Raw genomic sequence first — 17,010 nt, forward strand, 5'->3', positions numbered from 1 at the left:
CCGCCGGCGCCGCCGCGGCGGCGCCGGGCCGATGGTGGCCGTGGTCGCGGCCGTCGCCGGGACGGGCGTGATCGCCGCGCTGACCGGCGCCGGGTACGCGGTGTTCCGGGGCGAGGAGGGGGCCGACGCGGGCGCGCGGGCCGCCGCCTACGAACCGCTGGTCGCCGCGGAGGCCGGCGACCGCAACGGCATCCAGGTGCCCGGCGCGGGCCTCGGCGCCCCGGACCTGCTCCCGTCCGCCACCGACCAGGCCCACGCGGCCACGGCCGGTCCCACGGCCACCGCCGCCACCACCGCCCCCGTGACGCCCTCGCCCTCGGCCTCGGCCGCCACCCCGGGCCGGAGCGCCTCCGCCGCCCCCGGCACCGCCTCCGCCACGCCCCATGACCCGGCCGCGAGCACGGCGCCCGGTGGCGCTCCCGGCGGTCCGGCCGGACCGCAGCAGCCGAGTTCCCCGGCCCCGGCCCCGACCACCGCGACCGCCAGGCCCTCCGCGACCGCCCCGCGCCCGACCGCCACCGCCGACCCGGGCGGCTCGTCCAACGGCTCCTTCGCCCAGCAGGTGGTGGACCTGGTCAACGTCCGGCGCGCGCAGGCCGGCTGCGGGCCGCTCATCGCCGAACCCCGGCTGACCACCGCCGCCCAGTTCCACAGCGACGACATGGCGAACCGCGGCTTCTTCGACCACGCCAGCCCCGAGGGCCGGCACGCCGACCAGCGCATCGAGGCGGCCGGCTACCGCTGGAGCACCTGGGGCGAGAACATAGCGCGCGGCCAGAAGGACCCGGCGGCGGTGATGGAGTCCTGGATGAACAGCCCCGGCCACCGCGCCAACATCCTCAACTGCTCCTTCAAGCAGATCGGGGTCGGCGTACGGACCGGCTCGGGCGGCCCCTGGTGGACGCAGGTCTTCGCCGCGCCGTCCTGACGGGTGTTCCGAACCACCCTCCCCGGCGGCGGTCCGGCCCCGCGTGCACCCGTGGGGCCGGACCGCCGCACCCCCGCCGACCTCCGATTTTCCGAATCAGCGTGAATTGTTGTTATCTGAGCACTCCTCGGAGGTCTCCCAGGAGGCAGGGCGGACGGATGACAGCAAGACGGAGTGCGGACCCATGAACGTTGACGTGCAGGGCGGTGCCGGGGCGACCCTGGTGCTCGCGGCCCAGGCGGGCGACCCGCAGGCGCGCGAGGCGCTGGTCGCCGCCTGGTTCCCGCTGGTCTACAACGTCGCCGGCCGGGCACTGAACGGCCACGCCGACGTGGACGACATCGCCCAGGAGACCATGATCCGGGCCCTGGACGGCCTGGAGGACCTGCGTGACCCGCAGGCGTTCCGCTCCTGGCTGGTCGCGATCACCATGAACCAGGTCCGCCGCCGGTCGACCGGCCAGCAGAAGGCGGCCGTCGGCGGCCTGGACGAGAGCTGGGAGCTGGCCGACCCGCGCGCGGACTTCACCGACCTGACCATCCTGCGGCTCGGCCTCTCCGGCCAGCGCCGGGAGGTCGCCGAGGCCACCCGCTGGCTGGACCCGGACGACCGGGAACTGCTCGCCCTCTGGTGGCTGGAGGCCGGCGGTGAGCTGACCCGCGCCGAACTCGCCGAGGCGCTCGACCTGACGCCGCAGCACGCCGCCGTCCGCGTCCAGCGGATGAAGAAGCAGCTGGAGGCCGGCCGGGTGGTGGTCCGCGCGCTCGGGGCCTACCCGCGCTGCCCGGAACTCGTCGAGCTGACGGCGGGCTGGGACGGCACGCCGAACTCGGTCTGGCGCAAGCGGATAGCCCGGCACATCCGCGGCTGCGCCGCCTGCGACGGGCTGGGACGCGATCTGTTCCCGGCCGAGGGACTGCTGGCCGGGCTGGCGCTGGTCCCCGTGCCGATGGACGCCCCGGGCGGACTCGCCCTCCAGGCCGCGGGCGCGGCGGCCGGCGGCTCCCCGGCCTCGTCCGCCTCCGCCGGCGCCTCCTCCGGAGCTGCGGCCGGCGCACCGGTGGGCGGTGCTCCGGAGGGAGCACCGCCCACCGACCCGGCCGGCGGACCGGGCGGCCGTGCGGGGTCCGTCCGCCGCAAGACGGTGCTGGCGGGCGGGACGGCGGCCGTGCTCGCCGCGGCGACGCTCGTGATGGTCTGGCCCCAGCACACCGGACCGGGCGATCCCGTGCCCGGAGCGACCACCCCGGTCAGCACCCTCGACACCGCGCCGCCGACGGCCGCCGTGACCGCGACGGCCACCGCGCCGATTCCCGCGGCCCAGCCGCCCACGGCCGCCGCTCCGATCGCGACACCGCCGGCGGCCGAAGTGCCGGCCCCGGCGGCCACCCCGACGGGGAGTGCGAGCCCGGGCCCGAGCGGCACCCGGCCGAGCACGGCCCCGGCCACCCAGGAACGCCAGCTGGTCGACCTGGTCAACGCCGAGCGGGCCAGGCGCGGCTGCGCCCCCCTGCGGATCGACCCGAAGCTGCGCGCCGCCGCCCAGAGGCACTCCGACGACATGGCCGCCCGCAACTTCTTCGACCACGCCGCCCCCGACGGCAGCCGCGCGGACACCCGGCTGAACGCGGCCGGCTACCGGTGGTCGCAGTGGGGCGAGAACCTCGACCGGGGACCGAGCTCCCCGGGCGCGGTCTTCACGCGCTGGATGGACGGCGGTATCCACCAGTCGAACATGCTGGACTGCGCGTTCAAGGACGTCGGCATCGGCGTGGCCACCGGCCCCGGGGGCGTCTACTGGACCCAGGACCTCGCCGCCCCGCTCGGCTGACCGGGGCGGCGAGGAGGCGGGTCAGACCGGCAGGCCGACCAGACCGGGCGCCTCGCCCGTGACGTGGCCGGTCGCCTGACCGACCACCGCGCCGGCGTCCGTGACCTGCCCCGGCAGGGCGTCCGGCACCGAGGAGAGCGGCCCGCCCCGGAGCGGTCCGGTCAGCTCGCCCCGGCCGTCGGCGGCGTGGGCACTGGGAGCGGTCAGGGAGGCCACGACGCCGACGGCGAGCGAGGCGACGGCAAGCATGCTGCGCTTCTTCATGTCCGGTCCAACGACGCTCCGCCACCCGGGTTACGGCCCGGCCGCCACGACGGGGCGCGCCGGGGCCGGCGGCGCGCCCTCCGCCTCATGGCGTCGGGGCGAGCGGTGAGCGCGGACCCCCCGGGACCACCGAGGCGGTCGGGACGGTCGAGCCGTCCGGGGCGGTGGCGGCCGGGCGCAGCGAGGCGGCCAGCTTCGACAGTGCCGTGAGCGTCTCGTCCGTCGGGCGGCTCGCACAGGCCGTCAGCTGGACGACCTCCGGCCTGCCGTTGAGCAGCATGGCCCGGGACCCGAACAGCTGCAGGGTGCCGCCCCGGGCCTCGCAGTCCTTGTCGCGCGCCATGTTCTGCATCGTGCCCACCTCGCCCAGGTACTTGCCGACGGCGTTCGGGTCGCGGATCAGCCGGAGCGTGACCAGCACACCGTCGTCGAGCAGCGTCCCCGCGGTGAGGCACACCGACTCCTGCCGGCCGTCGCGGGTCGGGCAGCCGGTTCCACCCGCGAGCCGCTGGCTGGCGAGGTAGCCGACCGGATCCAGCTGTCCGACGCCGGGCAGCACGGTGAGGTCGTACCAGCCTCCCGGCACGTCCACGGCCACGTCGTCCAGCACGGTGAACCGGACCGTCCTGGCCCCGGTGGATCCGGCGCCCGGCGCGGCGCTCGGGGGCACGCTCGACGGCCGTGCGCCGGGCGGGACCGCGCCGAGGGCCGGACCGGAGGCGGCCGGGCCGAGCGCGGTGCCGCCCGGCCCCGGCGCCAGCGCGGGGGCCGCGGCCAGCGCGGCCGCGGTCAGGCCGACGGCGAGTCCGCCCGCGAGGGCGGCCCGGCGGCGGCGACGGCGCGTGCGGGCCGCCCGGGCCAGCACGCGCTCCATCCGGTCCTCGGGCGCCGGCAGGTGGGGGGCGGCCAGCTGAAGCAGGACCCGCAGCTCGTCCGCCACCTCGCGGTCCTCGTCGCCCTCCGGGGCACCGGGGTCCCAGTCGGTGTCCTCAGGCCCCGTCACGACGCCCCCCGTCCAGGAGCAGTTCCCGGGTGGGCAGCTTGCCGCGCAGCGCCTGCAGGGCGCGGTGCGTCTGGCTCTTGACGGTGCCCGTGCTGCAGCCCAGCGCCTCGGCGGTGTCCTCCACACTGAGGTCCTCGAAGAAGCGCAGCACCACCACCGCCCGCTGCCGGGGCGGCAGCGCCCGCACGGCGGTCGCCACCACCTGGCCCAGCACCACGTCGTCGAACGGGTCGGCGGCCGCCGGCGGCTCCGGCAGCTGGTCGTGCGGCAGCTCCCCGTGCCAGCGGCGGCGCCACCACGAGACGTGCGAGTTCACCAGCACCCGGCGGACGTACGCCTCGGGCCGGTCGATGGAGATCTGCGCCCAGCGCGGCCACACCTTGGCGAGGGCCGTCTGCAGCAGGTCCTCGGCCAGGTGCGGGTCGCCGGTGAGCAGCCAGGCCATCCGTAGCAGCCGGGGGCTGCGGGCGGCGACGAACTCCTCGAAGTCCGGTGTCGCGTCCCTCATCCCGCCGCCCCCGCCATGCCGTTCCCGCCACCGTCTCCGTCGCCCGTGCCGCCACCCCGGTGGCGGCGGTCCTGCCGGTCGGCCGTGGCCGCCGGGTCCTCGCTGTCGTTCTCACGGCTGCTGAACGCGCTGGGGTCCGCTCCGGGTTGCCCGGTCGGCGGGCCCATTTTTCCCGGGCCGGTGGGGCGGGGGCCACGCGGGGGGCCGTGCGGTGGCGTGAGGGGCCGGGCGGTGGCGGGAACGGCATGGCGGGGCCGGCCGGGGACGCTGGACGGCCCGCGAGCCGGCCGGGACTCGGCCGGGCGGCGGGCGGGCCGTGGCCACCACGATCCGCCCCCCTCCCGCGCCCGCCAAGGGCGCGCGGAGGGCGCCCGGGGGCACCCGCAGGGCGCGCCGGGCGAAGCGGCCCGCCCGCCGTCCGCCGTCTCCCGCCCCCGCGCGTCCACCGGTCTCCCGTACGGCTCAGAGCGTCCCCGACCCGCGCGGCACACCGCCCGGACGCCGGGCGGCGTCGGGATCCACCGGGTCCACCGTCCAGTCCGGGTGACCGGGCATCGGCGGGGTCCGCTCGCCGTAGAGCCACTCGCGCAGGAAGCCGTCCAGCGGCTGCCCGGAGACCTCGGCGGCGGTGCGCAGGAAGTCGGCGGTGGTGGCGGTGCCGTGGCGGTGACGCCGCAGGAAGGCCCGCTCGATCCGGTCGAACACCTCCGGCCCGACCAGCTCCCGCAGCGCGAACAGCACCAGCGTGCCGCCGGTGTACCGCTGGCTGTCGAACAGCGTCGCGGCGGTCGGCACGGCCACCGGGCCGGAGTCGTGGCGCCACTGGTCGCCCTGGGCGTAGACCCGGCGCATCCGGTCGGTGAGCGTGGTGGAGCCGCCGGAGTCCGGCCAGCCGCGCTCGTAGCGGTACGTCAGCCCGTAGAAGTCGGCATGGCCCTCGTTGAGCCAGAGGTCGGCCCAGGTGCCCGGGGTGACGCTGTTGCCGAACCAGGAGTGCACCAGCTCGTGCATCATGTGGGAGCCGATCAGCGGCTCCGGCTGGCGCAGGAAGTTCGGTTTGTAGAGCGTCAGGGTCTGCGTCTCCAGCCCGGTGAAGCCGAACGCCTGCGGGTCGTCGGTGTCGGCCGGCAGCAGCCCGTACGTCTCGAACGGGTACCGCCCGAGGTGCTGCTCGGCCCAGGCCAGCTGGCCGGGGGTCAGGGCGAGGGCCGGCTCCAGGTCGGCGGCGCGCGCGGTGGGCACGACGTCGCGCAGCGGCTGCCCCTGCGGGCCCCGGCGCTCGCGGACCGTGTAGCGGCCCACCGAGGCCTGGAGCAGCTCGGTCGCCATCGGCTCGCGGACGGCGTACCGCCGGGTGGTGGTGCCGTCGGCGTGCGGCTCGGTGGAGGTGGGCAGGCCGTTGGCCACGCCGAGGAGGTCGTCCGGCGCGGTGACGGCGATGGTGAAGCGGGCCTTGTCGCCCGGCCGGTCGTTGCAGGGGAAAACGGTGTGCGCGCCGTCCGGCTGCCCGGCCACCGCGAAGCCGTCGGGCGTCACCACCCAGCCCGTGTGCGGCAGCGTGGCGCGCGGGTCGGCGGTGTACTCGACCTCCACCCGCAGCACGGTGCCCGCCCGTACCGGACGGGCGGGCAGCACGGTGAGCTTCTCGTCGTGCGCCCGGAACCCGGCCGGGCGGCCGTCGACCCGCACGGCGTGCACGTCCAGGCCCAGCGCGTCCAGCTCCAGCTCCGCCGTCCTGGTCAGCGCGCGGGCGGTCAGCACGGTGGTGCCGTCGACCGTGCGGGTGGCGGGCCGGTAGGTGAACGCGAGGTCGTAGGCGAGCGCGTCGTAGGCGGTGGTGCCGAGCGAGGGGTAGACGGGGTCCCCGGTGCCCCCGGCCGGCGCTGCGGCGGCCGCGGCCGGTCCGAGCGGGAGCGCCGCCAGCGCGAGCGCGGCGGCGAGGGCGGAACGGTGCCAGGACAAGGTGATCACCTCTCTCGTGTCGTACGGACCGGCGCCCGGCCCGGGAACGGTTCCGGCTTCGGTTCCGGTTCCTCTCAGCGATGCTCCGGACACGGACCGTAGCAGAGTGCTCCGACAGTCCGGGCGACACGCGGCGTCGCCCGGACGGACCACCGGAGTAGCGGGGCGGCTGCGCAGTGTCATACCTTCGAAGTGCTCCGCCCCCTGACGGACGGAGCCACGGCCGTCGGAGCGCCTGGCCAGGTCCGGCGGCCGTACTCGTGCCCGCACACCCGGGCCCGTCACCTCGTAGGCTGGGCAGCCGTGCCGGCCGCCCGCAGCCCCGCCGGCCCACCGGACCGGCAGGAGCGAGCCCCGTGACCAGCCCGCACTTCGTGGTGATCGGCGAGTGCGTCGCCGACGTCGTCCGCACCGACGGCGCGCCCGACGCGATCCACCCGGGCGGCAGCCCGGCCAACGTCGCGTACGGGCTGGCGCGGCTGGGGCAGCCCGTCGCGCTGCTCACCGAGCTCGCCGACGACCCGTACGGGCGGCTGATCCGCGCCCATCTGGAGTCGGCCGGCGTCACCCTGCTGCGCGAGCCGGCCGCCGGGGACGACGGCCCGCGCACCCCCTCGGCGGTGGTGCGGCTGGACGCCGAGGGCCGGGCGCACTACACCTTCGACATCGGCTGGACCCTCCCGGCGATCGAACTCCCCTTTCCGCCGGGGCACCTGCACATCGGCTCGATCGCGGCCGTCACCGAGCCCGGCGCGGCGGCCGTGCTGGCCCTGGTCGAGCGCCGGCGCGGCCGGGCGTCCGTCAGCTACGACCCGAACGTGCGGCCCGCGCTGATGGGGGAGCACGCCGAGGCCGTCCGCCGGGTGGAGCGCTGCGTGGCGCTCAGCGACCTGGTCAAGGCCAGCGACGAGGACCTCGCCTGGCTCTACCCGGACCGCACCCCGGAGGAGTCCGCCCGCCACTGGCTCGGCCTCGGCCCGGCCACCGTCGCGGTCACCCGGGGCCCGGCCGGCGCCTTCGCGCTCACCGCCGACGGCCGCCGCGCCGAGGCGCCCGCCCGTCCGGTCCGGGTCGCCGACACCGTCGGCGCCGGCGACGCCTTCACGGCCGCCCTCCTGCACGCCCGTTACGCCGGCGCCGACCTCCCCGCCGCGCTCACCCGTGCCACGACCGCCGCCACCCTCACCGTCACCCGCCCCGGCGCCACCCCGCCCGACGGCGCCGAACTCACCGCCGCCCTGCGCGCCTGACCCCCTGCCGGGGCGGCGCGGCGGGCCGCTCCGCACGGTCCGGCGGACACCCGCCGCGCCCAGCGGCCGCTGCTGTCAAGGGACTCCGGCCGGGGATCCGGGCGCCGAAGCCCTGCTCGCGGACGCGGCGGACGGCCCGGCCGGTAGGGGGTGGCGGTCGACGCCGCGTCGGCCCTGGTTCATGGGTTGGTCAAATCTGCGATCCCGCCCGGGCGTTCGCAAGCCACGGTGCGCGAACCCGCGGCGCGCTGATGCCGCACGCCGTGCCGCCCGGCGCGGGCGCGATGGCGGCGCTGATCATGACCGGCGTCGCGGACAGCGACGCGTCCGGGCCGATCCGGGCGGCGGGCGCCGAGGTGGTCAACCACAACTCGCCCGACCAGGTGGTGATCGGCGGCAGCACGGAGAGCGTGGAGCGGGCCGGGGCCGCGCTGGAGGAGGCGCTGCCGGACCTGACGTTCGTCCGGCTCCGGGGCAGCGCGCCGTTCCACTCGACCCCGATGGGCGCCCGGGAGCGGTTCGGGGAGCCGCTCGCGCGCTGCGCGGGCCGGCTGCGGCCCGAGCGGGCGGCGCAGGTCACCTCCAACTACACCGGCGGGTTCCACGATCCGGACACGCTGCTCGAACACCTGCGCGGGCAGGTGGCCGGCCCGGTGCGCTGGACCGACAAAAATGCGGGCGCTGCGTGCCCGCGCCGGCCGTGACCGCCGACCCGGTCCCGGTCCCCGTCGCCGCGCCCGCGGCGGCGTCCTGCGACGACGGGCCCGCCACGCTGGGCGATCCCGGGTTCCGGCGGGACCGCAACACCCGCCCGGAGCTGGTGGTCGGCCTGGGCCGGGCGGGGCTGCTGGGCCACCTCGGCCCCGGCGGTCTGTCCCGGGAACGGGCGGCGGAGGACCTCCGCCGGGCCCGCTGGCTCCGCCTCGAACACCGGCCCGGCTACCGCAGCCCGGTCGGCCGGCGCTGACGGGTGTCACCCGTGGCCGGGGGCGCCCAGGGGGCGGGTCCGCTGGGTGTCGGAGTCGAAGGTGCGGGCGGCGGTGAAGGTGCCGGTGAGGTCGGGGTGGCGGCCGAGGAGGGTGTGGGCGAGGGTGACGGCCTCCGGGGTGAGGCGGCGGGTCAGTCCGAGGTGGGGGGACCAGCGGCCGGGGACGTAGTGGGGGTCGGGCTCCTCGGCGTGCTCCAGCACCTCCCAGACGCGCTGGTGCAGCCGCAGCAGGTCGAGGGTGGGCACGACCGACCAGCTGAGCACCCGGCGCCGGCTGCGGGCGGAGAAGGAGAGCAGGCCGGTCATCCGCACGGTCAGCGGCAGGGAGCCGGCGAGGAGTCCGTCCAGCCGCTCGCCCGCCCCGGCGGGCATCCGGGCGCAGGAGGCCAGGGTGAGGTGGGGGCGGTGGCCGGGGTGCTGGTTGTGGGCGAGGCTGTCCACTCCGCCGTCGGCGAGCCGCTGCCAGACCTCGCGCACGGCGCGGTCCAGCGGCGGGTCGCAGAGCAGTTCAACGGTCTGCACGGGTGAGGTCCTTGGCGTACCAGATCTCGGCGTACGGGCGGTCGGAGTAGGCGGGGATCTCCCGGTAGCCGTGCCGGGCGTACAGGGCGCGGGCCTCCACCAGGTCGAGCCGGGTGTCCAGGACGATCCGCTCGGCGCCCAGCGCCCGCGCCGCCTCGTCGACGGCGGCCATCAGCCGGGGCCCGCCGCCGGTGCCGCGGCGGGCCGGGCGGACGTAGACCCGGGTCAGTTCGACCGTGGTGGCGTCGACGACCCGCAGCCCGGCGCAGGCGGCGCTCTCCCCGGCGTAGCGGCCGACCAGGAACACGCCGGTGGGCGGCGCGAGGTCGTCGCTGGGCGAGCCGGCGAGCCCGGTCTCGATCTCCTCCGGAGTCCCCTCCCGGCCGAGGCGCAGCCGGTAGTAGCTGTTGGCGACGTCGATGTAGTAGTCCCGGAGCAGCGCCAGGGCCTCCGCGGACCCGACATCGGCGGGCGCGATCGCCCAGTGTTCGGTCGTACTGGGCTGCGTGCTGGCTGTCATGCGCGCATTATCGACGGCCCGCCGCTTCCCCGGCGAGCCCTTTTCGATCATCGTCGGCCCGGTGGGCCGGGCGGGTGACGGGGGGATTGGGCGGCCGGTGTGGCGGGGGAGCAGTGGGTCTATGGACAGACCATCAGATTGTCGTAGGGGCGGAGGGGTGGCGGGGCGCCGGCGTCGGCGGGGACGCGGCGGGCTGCTCGCGGCGGTGTGCCTGGCGGCCGCGGTCGCGGGGTGCGGCGGGCAGGGCGGGGACGGGGCGGCGCCGTCGGCCGCGCGGAACGGGGCGGACCCGGTGGCGGACCGCGGGGTGCCCCGCCCGCCCGCGGCGCCGCTGGTGCTGCCGGGGCCGGCCCGGGCGGAGGAGGAGGCCGGCGGCGAGGCGGTGGCCCGCAAGGCGCGGGAGGCCAGGGCGGTGCTGGAGACCGCGGCGCGCTGGGGTCTGGCACGCCCGCCGCTGCCCGCCCCGCCGCCCCCGGCGAGCCGGCCCGCGCTGTACGCCGCGCAGGGGGTGAAGCTCGCCGACGGGCTGCCGCCGGTGGTCTACCGGGTGCCCACCGACGAGAAGATCGTCTTCCTGACCGTGGACGACGGCGCCGAGAAGGACCCGGAGTTCAACCGGATGGCCAACGAGCTGGGCGTCCCGCTGTCCACCTTCGTCGCGGACTACCTGGCCCGCTCCGACTACGGCTACTTCCGCGGGCTCGCGGCCCAGGGCGACGCGGTGAACAACCACACGATCAACCACCGCAACCTCAAGCTGCTCGGCTACGGCACCCAGCGCGAGGAGATCTGCCGCCAGCAGGACCAGCTGGAGGAGCAGATCGGCACCCGTCCGCGGCTGTTCCGCCCGCCGTACGGCGAGTACAACGAGGACACCCTGCGGGCCGCCGCCTCCTGCGGCATCGAGGCGGTGCCGCTGTGGAACGAGGAGGCGTTCCCGGACCGCATGGAGTACCGCTACGAGGACCAGCGGCTCCACCCGGGCGACATCATCCTCACCCACTTCCGCGGCGCCGACCTGTGGCCTGGCACCATGCCGGACCTGCTGCGCAAGGTGGTCGACGAGGTGACCGCGCAGGGCTACGCGCTGGCCCGGCTGGACGACTACCTGTAGGCCCCGGAGCGGGGGCCCGGCGGCGTCAGCCGAGCGAGAGGGCGTCCAGGTACACCCAGGCGCCCTCGTGCCGGACGAACCGGCTGTCCTCGGTGAGGGCGCCCTCCTCGCGCCCGTCCGCGTAGTGGGCCCGGAAGGCCACCGTGCCCTCGGCGTGGAACGGCCCGCCCTCGGTGCCGGAGAGCACCTCCAGCCGCAGCCAGCGCAGCGCCGGGTCGAAGTCGACGCTGTCCGGCCGGGTGTCCGGGTGCCAGGTGCGCAGCAGGTAGGCCTCGTCCCGGGCGGCGAAGGCGCTGTAACGCGAGCGCATCAGCGCCTCCGCGGTGGTCGCGGCGGCCTGGCCGCGGTGCAGCCGGCCGCAGCACTCGGCGTAGCTGGCGGGCAGGCCGCAGGGACAGGGCGAGGAGGGCAGCAGGCGCGGCGCGGGGGCGGCGGCGCGGGTGGCGGATCGGCGTCGGGACATGGCTCCATTCTTGCGCCTCGCGGGGGCGGCTCGCGCCCGGCGTCCGGTCCGGGACGTCCCGGACCGCCGTGGGCGGGTGCCCGGGACGGGGCGGGCGCCGGTCCGGCGCCGGACCGGGGCCGGGACGCGGCCGACGCCCCAGGCGTCCGGGACGGCGGGTGGCGGACCTTGGAGGCGGACCCGGTGCCCGCCGGGTCCGCGTCCCGCCCGCCCCCTCCCACGAGTCTCCCCACGACACCCCTCGATTGACTGTCCTCGGACAATGTAAAGTCCGGAAATCTGCTTGCGGTGTCGGCAGGGCGCACGGGTGCCCGAGCTGACGGACCGTTGGCGAAGACGGTAGCGGTCCGAACTGTCGCTGCCAAGGGGGCGTCAAGGGGGCTGACAATCTGTAAGAAATCGCCAACGAACCGTCACGCTTCAGCACCGCTGACGGGGGAGAAGAGGGTGATCTTTCCGGCATATCGAACGAGTGACGGAAATGTGCTGGTGATTCGTAGATCTTTACCCCACCATCTCCCAGGGCACACCGCCCATTTCTCGCCGACCACAAGTCGATGCAGCAGCACCCTCGGGAGATAGTGATGAGTTCGACGGGACTTCCTCCGCTGGATCCGGCCGCGCCGCTGGCCGAACTGGTAGCAGCCCAGGCCAGACGGAGTCCGGACGCCACCGCCGTGATCGACGGCACGCGCCGGCTGACCTACCGCGAGCTGGATGCCGCGGCCGACGCGATGGCGGGCCGGCTGGCCGCCGCCGGTGTCCGGGCCGGGACACTGGTCGGTGTCTGCCTGCCGCGGACGGCGGAGCTCGTGGTCGGCCTGCTGGCGGTGCTGCGGGCCGGCGGGGCGTACGTGCCGCTCGACCCGGCCTATCCGCGCGACCGCCTGGAGCTGGTCATCGGCGACGCGCAGGCCCCCGTCGTGGTCACCGACCGCGCCCACGAGCACCTGCTGAACGGCGCCGGCGCCACCCTGCTGTACGTCGACGGCGAGAGCCCCGCCGCCGCGCTCGACCCGGCCGCCGCGCACCCCACCACCGGTGACGCCACCACCGACGCGCTCGCGTACGTGCTCTACACCTCCGGCTCCACCGGCCGCCCCAAGGGCGTCTCGGTCACCCAGCGCGGCGTCAACGCCATGCTCCGCTGGGCCGCCGGCACCTACACCGCCGCCGACCTCGCCGGCGTGCTCCTCGGCACCTCCGTGTGCTTCGACATCTCGGTGTACGAGCTGTTCCTCCCGCTCTCCGTCGGCGGTACGATCATCGTCGCCGAGAACGTCCTCGCCCTGCCCGAGCTGCCCGCCCGGGACGAGGTCACCCTGGTCAACACCGTGCCCAGTGCCATGGCGGCCCTGCTGCGCGGCGACGGTCTTCCCGGCGGCGGGGGTCTGCCGGGCACGGTGCGCGTGGTCAACCTCGCCGGCGAGGCGCTGCCCCGCCACCTGGCCGACAAGGTCTACGCCCAGCCCCAGGTCGAGCGCCTCTACAACCTCTACGGGCCCACCGAGGACACCGTCTACTCCACCTGGTCGCTGGTCGCCCGCGACGAGGCCGGCGAGCCGGTCATCGGCCGCCCGCTCGAAGGCACCCTCGGCCACGTCCTCGACGAGCACCGGATACCCGTGCCCGACGGCGGCATCGGCGAGCTCTACCTCTCCGGCGAGGGCCTGGCCCGCGGCTACCACGGCCGCCCCGACCTCACCGAGGAGCGCTTCGTCCACGTCGACGGCGTGCGCTGCTACCGCACCGGCGACCTGGTCCGCCGGCTGCCCGGCGGCGACCTGGAGTACCACGGCCGCGTCGACCACCAGGTGAAGGTCCGCGGCTTCCGCGTGGAACTCGGCGAGATCGAGGCCGTGCTCGCCACCCACCCCGCCGTCGAGGCCGCCGCCGCCGTCGTCCAGCGCGACGAGGCCGGCGACTACCTGGCCGCCTTCGTCCAGCCCGCCCCCGGCGCCGCCGAGCCGACGCCCGCCGAGCTGCGCGCCCACTGCGCCGCCGCCCTGCCCGGCTACATGGTGCCGCTGGCCGTCGCCGTCCTGGAGCGGATGCCGCTCACCCCCAACGGCAAGACCGACCGCAAGGCGCTGCCCCCGGTCGCCCGCAGTCGCGCCGGGCACGAGCTGTTCGTCGCCCCCCGCACCCCCGTCGAGACCCGGATCGCCGAACTCTGGCAGGGCCTGCTCGGCGTCCCCGAGGTCGGCGTCCACGACGTCTTCCTCGACCTCGGCGGCCACTCCCTGCTCGCCGCCGGCCTGCTCGCCCGGATCGAGCGCGAGTTCGGCACCCGGGTGCCGCTCGCCGAGTTCTTCGCCGCCCCGACCATCGCCTCCCTCGCCGTGCGCGTCGCCAACGGCGGCGGCGGACGGGCCTTGGTGGAGCCCCCGAAGCGCGAGGCCGAACTGCCCGCCCGCGCCACCGACTTCCAGCGCGAGCTGTGGCTGCACGAGTCCATGCAGCACGACAGCCCGCTCTACAACGTGCCGCTGCGCATCCGCGCCGAGGGCGCCCTCGACCGCGAGGCCCTCGGCCGCGCGCTCAGCGAGGTCGTCCGCCGCCACGAGGCGCTGCGCACCGCGCTGCGCGGAGCCCCGATCCCGACCGAGCACGACCCGGTCGTCGCCGACGTCCGCCCCCCGTACGCCGTCGACGTCCCGCTGCTCGACCTCACCGGGCCCGACGGCACGGCCCCCGACGAGCAGGCGCTGGACGCCGCGCTGCGCGCCGAGGCCGCCCGCCCGCTGGACCTCTTCAACGGCCGGCTGCTGCGCGTCCTCGCCGTGCGCACCGGCGAGGACCGGCACGAACTGCTGTTCACCGTGCACCACGCCGCGATGGACGGCTGGGCCGCCGGACTGCTGCTCGCCGAACTCGCCCGCGCCTACCGGGACGGCGAACTGCCCGAGCCCGCGCTCCAGCTGTCCGACGTCGCCCGCTGGGAGGAGCGCAACGTCGAGGCCGGCCGCGAGGCCGCCCAGCGCTGGGGCGAGCGGCTGCGCGGCATCGAGGGCGACCAGCACCTGCCCGGCGACCGCCCGCACCCCAACCCGCAGGACATCGCCGGCCGCCGGATCGCCCGCCCGCTCGACGCCGCCCTCGTCACCGGCGTCGAGAAGTGGGCCGCCCAGGAGGGCGCCAGCCTCTACATGGCCGTGCTCGCCGCGCTCGGCGGAGTGCTGCACCGCTACACCGGCCACACCGACATCGCGGTGATCAGCCCCTTCTCCGTCCGCCCGGTGCCCGAGCTGGAGACGGTGCTCGGCTCGCTGATCAACACCGTCGCGCTGCGCTTCGACGTGGCCGGCACCGACACCTTCCGCGAGCTGCTCGCCCGGGTGCGCCCGACCGTGCTGGAGGCCGCCGAGCACAGCGGCCACCCGTTCGTCGACCACGCCCGCCGCTCCGGCGGCTCGGCCGGCCTCACCGCCTCGCCGATCTCCCAGGTGCTGCTCGCGGTCCAGAACCACCCGGTGGCCGGCGTCCGGCTGCCCGGCCTGGACCTGACGTTCGTCGCCGAGGTGGACAACAGCACCGCCAAGACCGACCTGTCGCTGTTCCTGGAGTTCCCGGTCGACGGCCCGCTGCTGTCCGCCGAGTACCGCACCTCGCGCTACGACGAGCGCTCCGTGCGCGCCGCGCTCGACCACCTGGTCACGCTGCTCGCCGCCGCCGTCGCCGAACCCGACCGCCCGCTCGGCGAGCTCGCCATGCTCTCCGCCGCCGAACGCGAGGCCGACGAGCCGGTCAACCGCACCGAGGCGCCGATCCCCGGTGCCCGGCTGCACGAGCTGGTCGCCGCCCAGGCCGCCCGCACCCCGGACGCGCCCGCGGTGTCCGCCGCCGACGGCACCCTCGGCTACGCCGAACTCGACGCCGCCGCCAACCGGCTGGCCCACCTGCTGGCCGCCCGCGGGGCCGGCCCCGGCAGCATCGTCGCCGTCGCCGTGCGGCGCGGCCGGCTGCTGCCCGCCGCCCTGCTCGGCGTGCTGCGCAGCGGCGCCGCCTACCTGCCGCTCGACGTCGACCAGCCGCTCGCCCGCAACCGGGGCGTGCTCGACGACGCCGGCATCACCCTGCTGGTCGCCGAGAGCGCCACCGCCGGCGACGAGCTGCTGCACGGCCGCGAGGCCGTCCTGGTGGACGGCCCCGAGCACGCCGCGGCCCCCGCCGAGGCGCCCGCCGTCACCGTCGGCCCGGAGGACCCGGCCTACCTGCTGTACACCTCCGGCTCCACCGGCCGCCCCAAGGGCGTCGCCGTGCCGCACCGCGCGATCGTCAACTTCCTGACCTCGATGGGCCGCGAACCCGGCCTCACCGAGCGGGACGTGATGGCCGCCGTCACCACCGTCACCTTCGACATCGCCGGCCTGGAGCTGTGGCTGCCGCTGGTCACCGGCGCCCGGGTGGAGATCGCCGACCGCGCCACCGCCACCGACGGCACCGCGCTCGCCGCGTGGCTCGACAAGCAGGGCGTCACCCACCTCCAGGCCACCCCCGCCACCTGGCGGATGCTGCTGGAGGCCGACTGGGCCGGCCGCCCCGGGCTGACCGCCCTGTGCGGCGGCGAGGCGCTCACCGCCGACCTCGCCCGCGCCCTGCTCGGCCGGGTCGGCGCGCTGTGGAACCTGTACGGCCCGACCGAGACCACCGTCTGGTCCACCGTCCAGCGGGTCACCCCCGAACTCGCCGCCCACGGCGGCGTGGTGGCCCTCGGCGCGCCCATCGCCAACACCCGGCTGCACCTGCTCGGCGCGGCCGGGCAGCCCGTGCCGGTCAACGGCATCGGCGAACTGTGCATCGCCGGCGCCGGCGTCGCGCTCGGCTACCACGGCCGGGCCGACCTGACCGCCGAACGGTTCACCGCCGAACCCGGCCGCACCGACGGCGCGCGGATGTACCGCACCGGCGACCTCGCCTGCCGCCGCGCCGACGGCCGCCTGGAGTACCACGGCCGCGCCGACGCCCAGGTCAAGCTCCGCGGCTTCCGCATCGAGCTGGGCGAGATCGAGGCCGCGATCACCGCCGTCCCCGCCGTCGCCGCGGGCGCCGCCCGGCTGATCGAGACCCCGGCCGGCGCGGCCCTGGCCGGCTACGCCGTCGCCCCCGGCCTCACCGAGGACGCGCTGCGCATCGCCCTGACCGAGCGGCTGCCCGACTACATGGTGCCCGCCGGCCTCGTCCTGCTCGACGCGCTGCCGCTCACGCCGGCCGGCAAGGTCGACCGGGCCGCCCTGCCCGTGCCGCAGCTCGGCGGCGCCGGCGCCCCGCCCGAGGGCGACTGCGAGGAACTGCTCGCCGACCTGTGGATCGAGGTCCTCAAGGTCGAGCGCGTCTCCCGGCACGACGACTTCTTCGCGCTCGGCGGCCACTCCCTGCTCGCCACCCGACTGCTCGCCAGGATCCGCGACACCTTCGAAACCGAACTGCCCCTGCGCGTCGTCTTCGAGGACCGGACCCTGGCCGCCCTGGCCCGCCGCGTCGAGGAGCGCCTGCTGGAGGAGATCGACGACCTCGACGACCTCGGCCTCGACCGGACCACCGGGAGCGCGCTGTGACCCGACCCACCGTATCCGCACCCACCGGCAACACCGGTGGGTCCGGACCCATGAACGCACGCCCGGCCGCCGGCGACACCGGCGCCCCGACGGGGGAGA

14 protein-coding genes are annotated in these 17,010 nt (G+C 76.6%); 7 read left to right on the top strand and 7 right to left on the bottom strand.

Translation table 11 applies throughout. From position 1 onward, the window contains the following. A partial coding sequence (locus ABT093_RS02465; RefSeq protein ID WP_350559247.1) for a CAP domain-containing protein occupies positions 1-928 on the top strand: 928 nt, incomplete at its 5' end. A 184-nt stretch (positions 929-1,112) separates the two neighbouring features. Then, complete coding sequence (locus ABT093_RS02470) at positions 1,113-2,759, top strand: sigma-70 family RNA polymerase sigma factor (RefSeq protein ID WP_350559250.1); 1,647 nt, start codon at positions 1,113-1,115, stop codon at positions 2,757-2,759. Positions 2,760-2,780: 21 nt separating this feature from the next. Here ABT093_RS02470 and ABT093_RS02475 read toward each other — a convergent pair whose 3' ends face one another. The 4 genes from ABT093_RS02475 to ABT093_RS02490 all read right to left on the bottom strand — a co-directional run bounded on the left by ABT093_RS02475 (position 2,781) and on the right by ABT093_RS02490 (position 6,505). Further along, positions 2,781-3,023, bottom strand: a complete 243-nt coding sequence (locus ABT093_RS02475; RefSeq protein WP_350559253.1) for a hypothetical protein — start codon at positions 3,021-3,023, stop codon at positions 2,781-2,783. Between the two features lie 85 nt (positions 3,024-3,108). Then, a complete protein-coding gene (locus tag ABT093_RS02480; protein WP_350559256.1) occupies positions 3,109-4,026 on the bottom strand; it encodes a hypothetical protein in 918 nt (305 codons plus the stop codon). Beyond that, positions 4,013-4,534: a SigE family RNA polymerase sigma factor gene (locus tag ABT093_RS02485; protein ID WP_350559259.1), complete on the bottom strand. Its 522-nt coding sequence runs from the start codon at positions 4,532-4,534 to the stop codon at positions 4,013-4,015. Before ABT093_RS02485 ends, ABT093_RS02480 begins: the two co-directional genes overlap by 14 nt. A gap of 462 nt (positions 4,535-4,996) precedes the next feature. After that, positions 4,997-6,505, bottom strand: coding sequence for a M1 family metallopeptidase (locus ABT093_RS02490; protein ID WP_502884107.1), 1,509 nt, complete (start codon positions 6,503-6,505; stop codon positions 4,997-4,999). Between the two features lie 347 nt (positions 6,506-6,852). Between ABT093_RS02490 and ABT093_RS02495 the strand changes: the two genes are divergently transcribed. From ABT093_RS02495 to ABT093_RS02505, 3 genes are all read left to right on the top strand, one after another. Continuing rightward, positions 6,853-7,746 (top strand): carbohydrate kinase family protein, encoded by an 894-nt coding sequence (locus tag ABT093_RS02495; protein ID WP_350559265.1) that lies wholly within the window; start codon positions 6,853-6,855, stop codon positions 7,744-7,746. A gap of 251 nt (positions 7,747-7,997) precedes the next feature. Next, positions 7,998-8,450 carry a hypothetical protein gene (locus ABT093_RS02500; RefSeq protein WP_350559268.1) on the top strand — a complete coding sequence of 151 codons (453 nt, stop codon included), beginning with the start codon at positions 7,998-8,000 and terminating at the stop codon, positions 8,448-8,450. After that, entirely contained in the window at positions 8,447-8,713 is a 267-nt protein-coding gene (locus ABT093_RS02505) for a hypothetical protein (protein ID WP_350559271.1), read from the top strand. The genes ABT093_RS02500 and ABT093_RS02505 overlap by 4 nt, the downstream gene beginning before the upstream one ends. Before the next feature lie 6 nt (positions 8,714-8,719). Here the strand turns inward: ABT093_RS02505 and ABT093_RS02510 are convergent, their stop codons facing one another. After that, positions 8,720-9,256 (bottom strand): 2'-5' RNA ligase family protein, encoded by a 537-nt coding sequence (locus ABT093_RS02510; protein ID WP_350559274.1) that lies wholly within the window; start codon positions 9,254-9,256, stop codon positions 8,720-8,722. After that, entirely contained in the window at positions 9,243-9,776 is a 534-nt protein-coding gene (locus ABT093_RS02515; protein WP_350559277.1) for a GNAT family N-acetyltransferase, read from the bottom strand. Before ABT093_RS02515 ends, ABT093_RS02510 begins: the two co-directional genes overlap by 14 nt. Positions 9,777-10,083: 307 nt before the next feature. Between ABT093_RS02515 and ABT093_RS02520 the strand changes: the two genes are divergently transcribed. Then, the gene (locus tag ABT093_RS02520; protein ID WP_350559280.1) at positions 10,084-10,890 is read left to right on the top strand and encodes a polysaccharide deacetylase family protein; all 807 of its coding nucleotides are present in this window, start codon (positions 10,084-10,086) and stop codon (positions 10,888-10,890) included. A 25-nt stretch (positions 10,891-10,915) separates the two neighbouring features. Here the strand turns inward: ABT093_RS02520 and ABT093_RS02525 are convergent, their stop codons facing one another. After that, the gene (locus tag ABT093_RS02525) at positions 10,916-11,353 is read right to left on the bottom strand and encodes a YchJ family protein (protein WP_350559283.1); all 438 of its coding nucleotides are present in this window, start codon (positions 11,351-11,353) and stop codon (positions 10,916-10,918) included. A 584-nt stretch (positions 11,354-11,937) separates the two neighbouring features. On the opposite strand from ABT093_RS02525, the gene ABT093_RS02530 reads away from it, so the two are divergent. Further along, a complete protein-coding gene (locus tag ABT093_RS02530) occupies positions 11,938-16,911 on the top strand; it encodes a non-ribosomal peptide synthetase (protein ID WP_350559286.1) in 4,974 nt (1,657 codons plus the stop codon). The last annotated feature ends 99 nt before the right edge of the window (positions 16,912-17,010 follow it).

The organism is Kitasatospora sp. NPDC002551, assembly GCF_040296005.1.
GTDB lineage: Bacteria > Actinomycetota > Actinomycetes > Streptomycetales > Streptomycetaceae > Kitasatospora.

What these genes read in the sequence shown, in the direction of transcription:
- ABT093_RS02500 (WP_350559268.1), top strand. Translation starts at nt 7,998, where the DNA reads ATGCCGCACGCCGTGCCGCCCGGCGCGGGCGCGATGGCGGCGCTGATC.
- ABT093_RS02485 (WP_350559259.1), bottom strand. Translation starts at nt 4,534, where the DNA reads ATGAGGGACGCGACACCGGACTTCGAGGAGTTCGTCGCCGCCCGCAGC.
- ABT093_RS02515 (WP_350559277.1), bottom strand. Translation starts at nt 9,776, where the DNA reads ATGACAGCCAGCACGCAGCCCAGTACGACCGAACACTGGGCGATCGCG.
- ABT093_RS02525 (WP_350559283.1), bottom strand. Translation starts at nt 11,353, where the DNA reads ATGTCCCGACGCCGATCCGCCACCCGCGCCGCCGCCCCCGCGCCGCGC.
- ABT093_RS02530 (WP_350559286.1), top strand. Translation starts at nt 11,938, where the DNA reads ATGAGTTCGACGGGACTTCCTCCGCTGGATCCGGCCGCGCCGCTGGCC.
- ABT093_RS02470 (WP_350559250.1), top strand. Translation starts at nt 1,113, where the DNA reads ATGAACGTTGACGTGCAGGGCGGTGCCGGGGCGACCCTGGTGCTCGCG.
- ABT093_RS02475 (WP_350559253.1), bottom strand. Translation starts at nt 3,023, where the DNA reads ATGAAGAAGCGCAGCATGCTTGCCGTCGCCTCGCTCGCCGTCGGCGTC.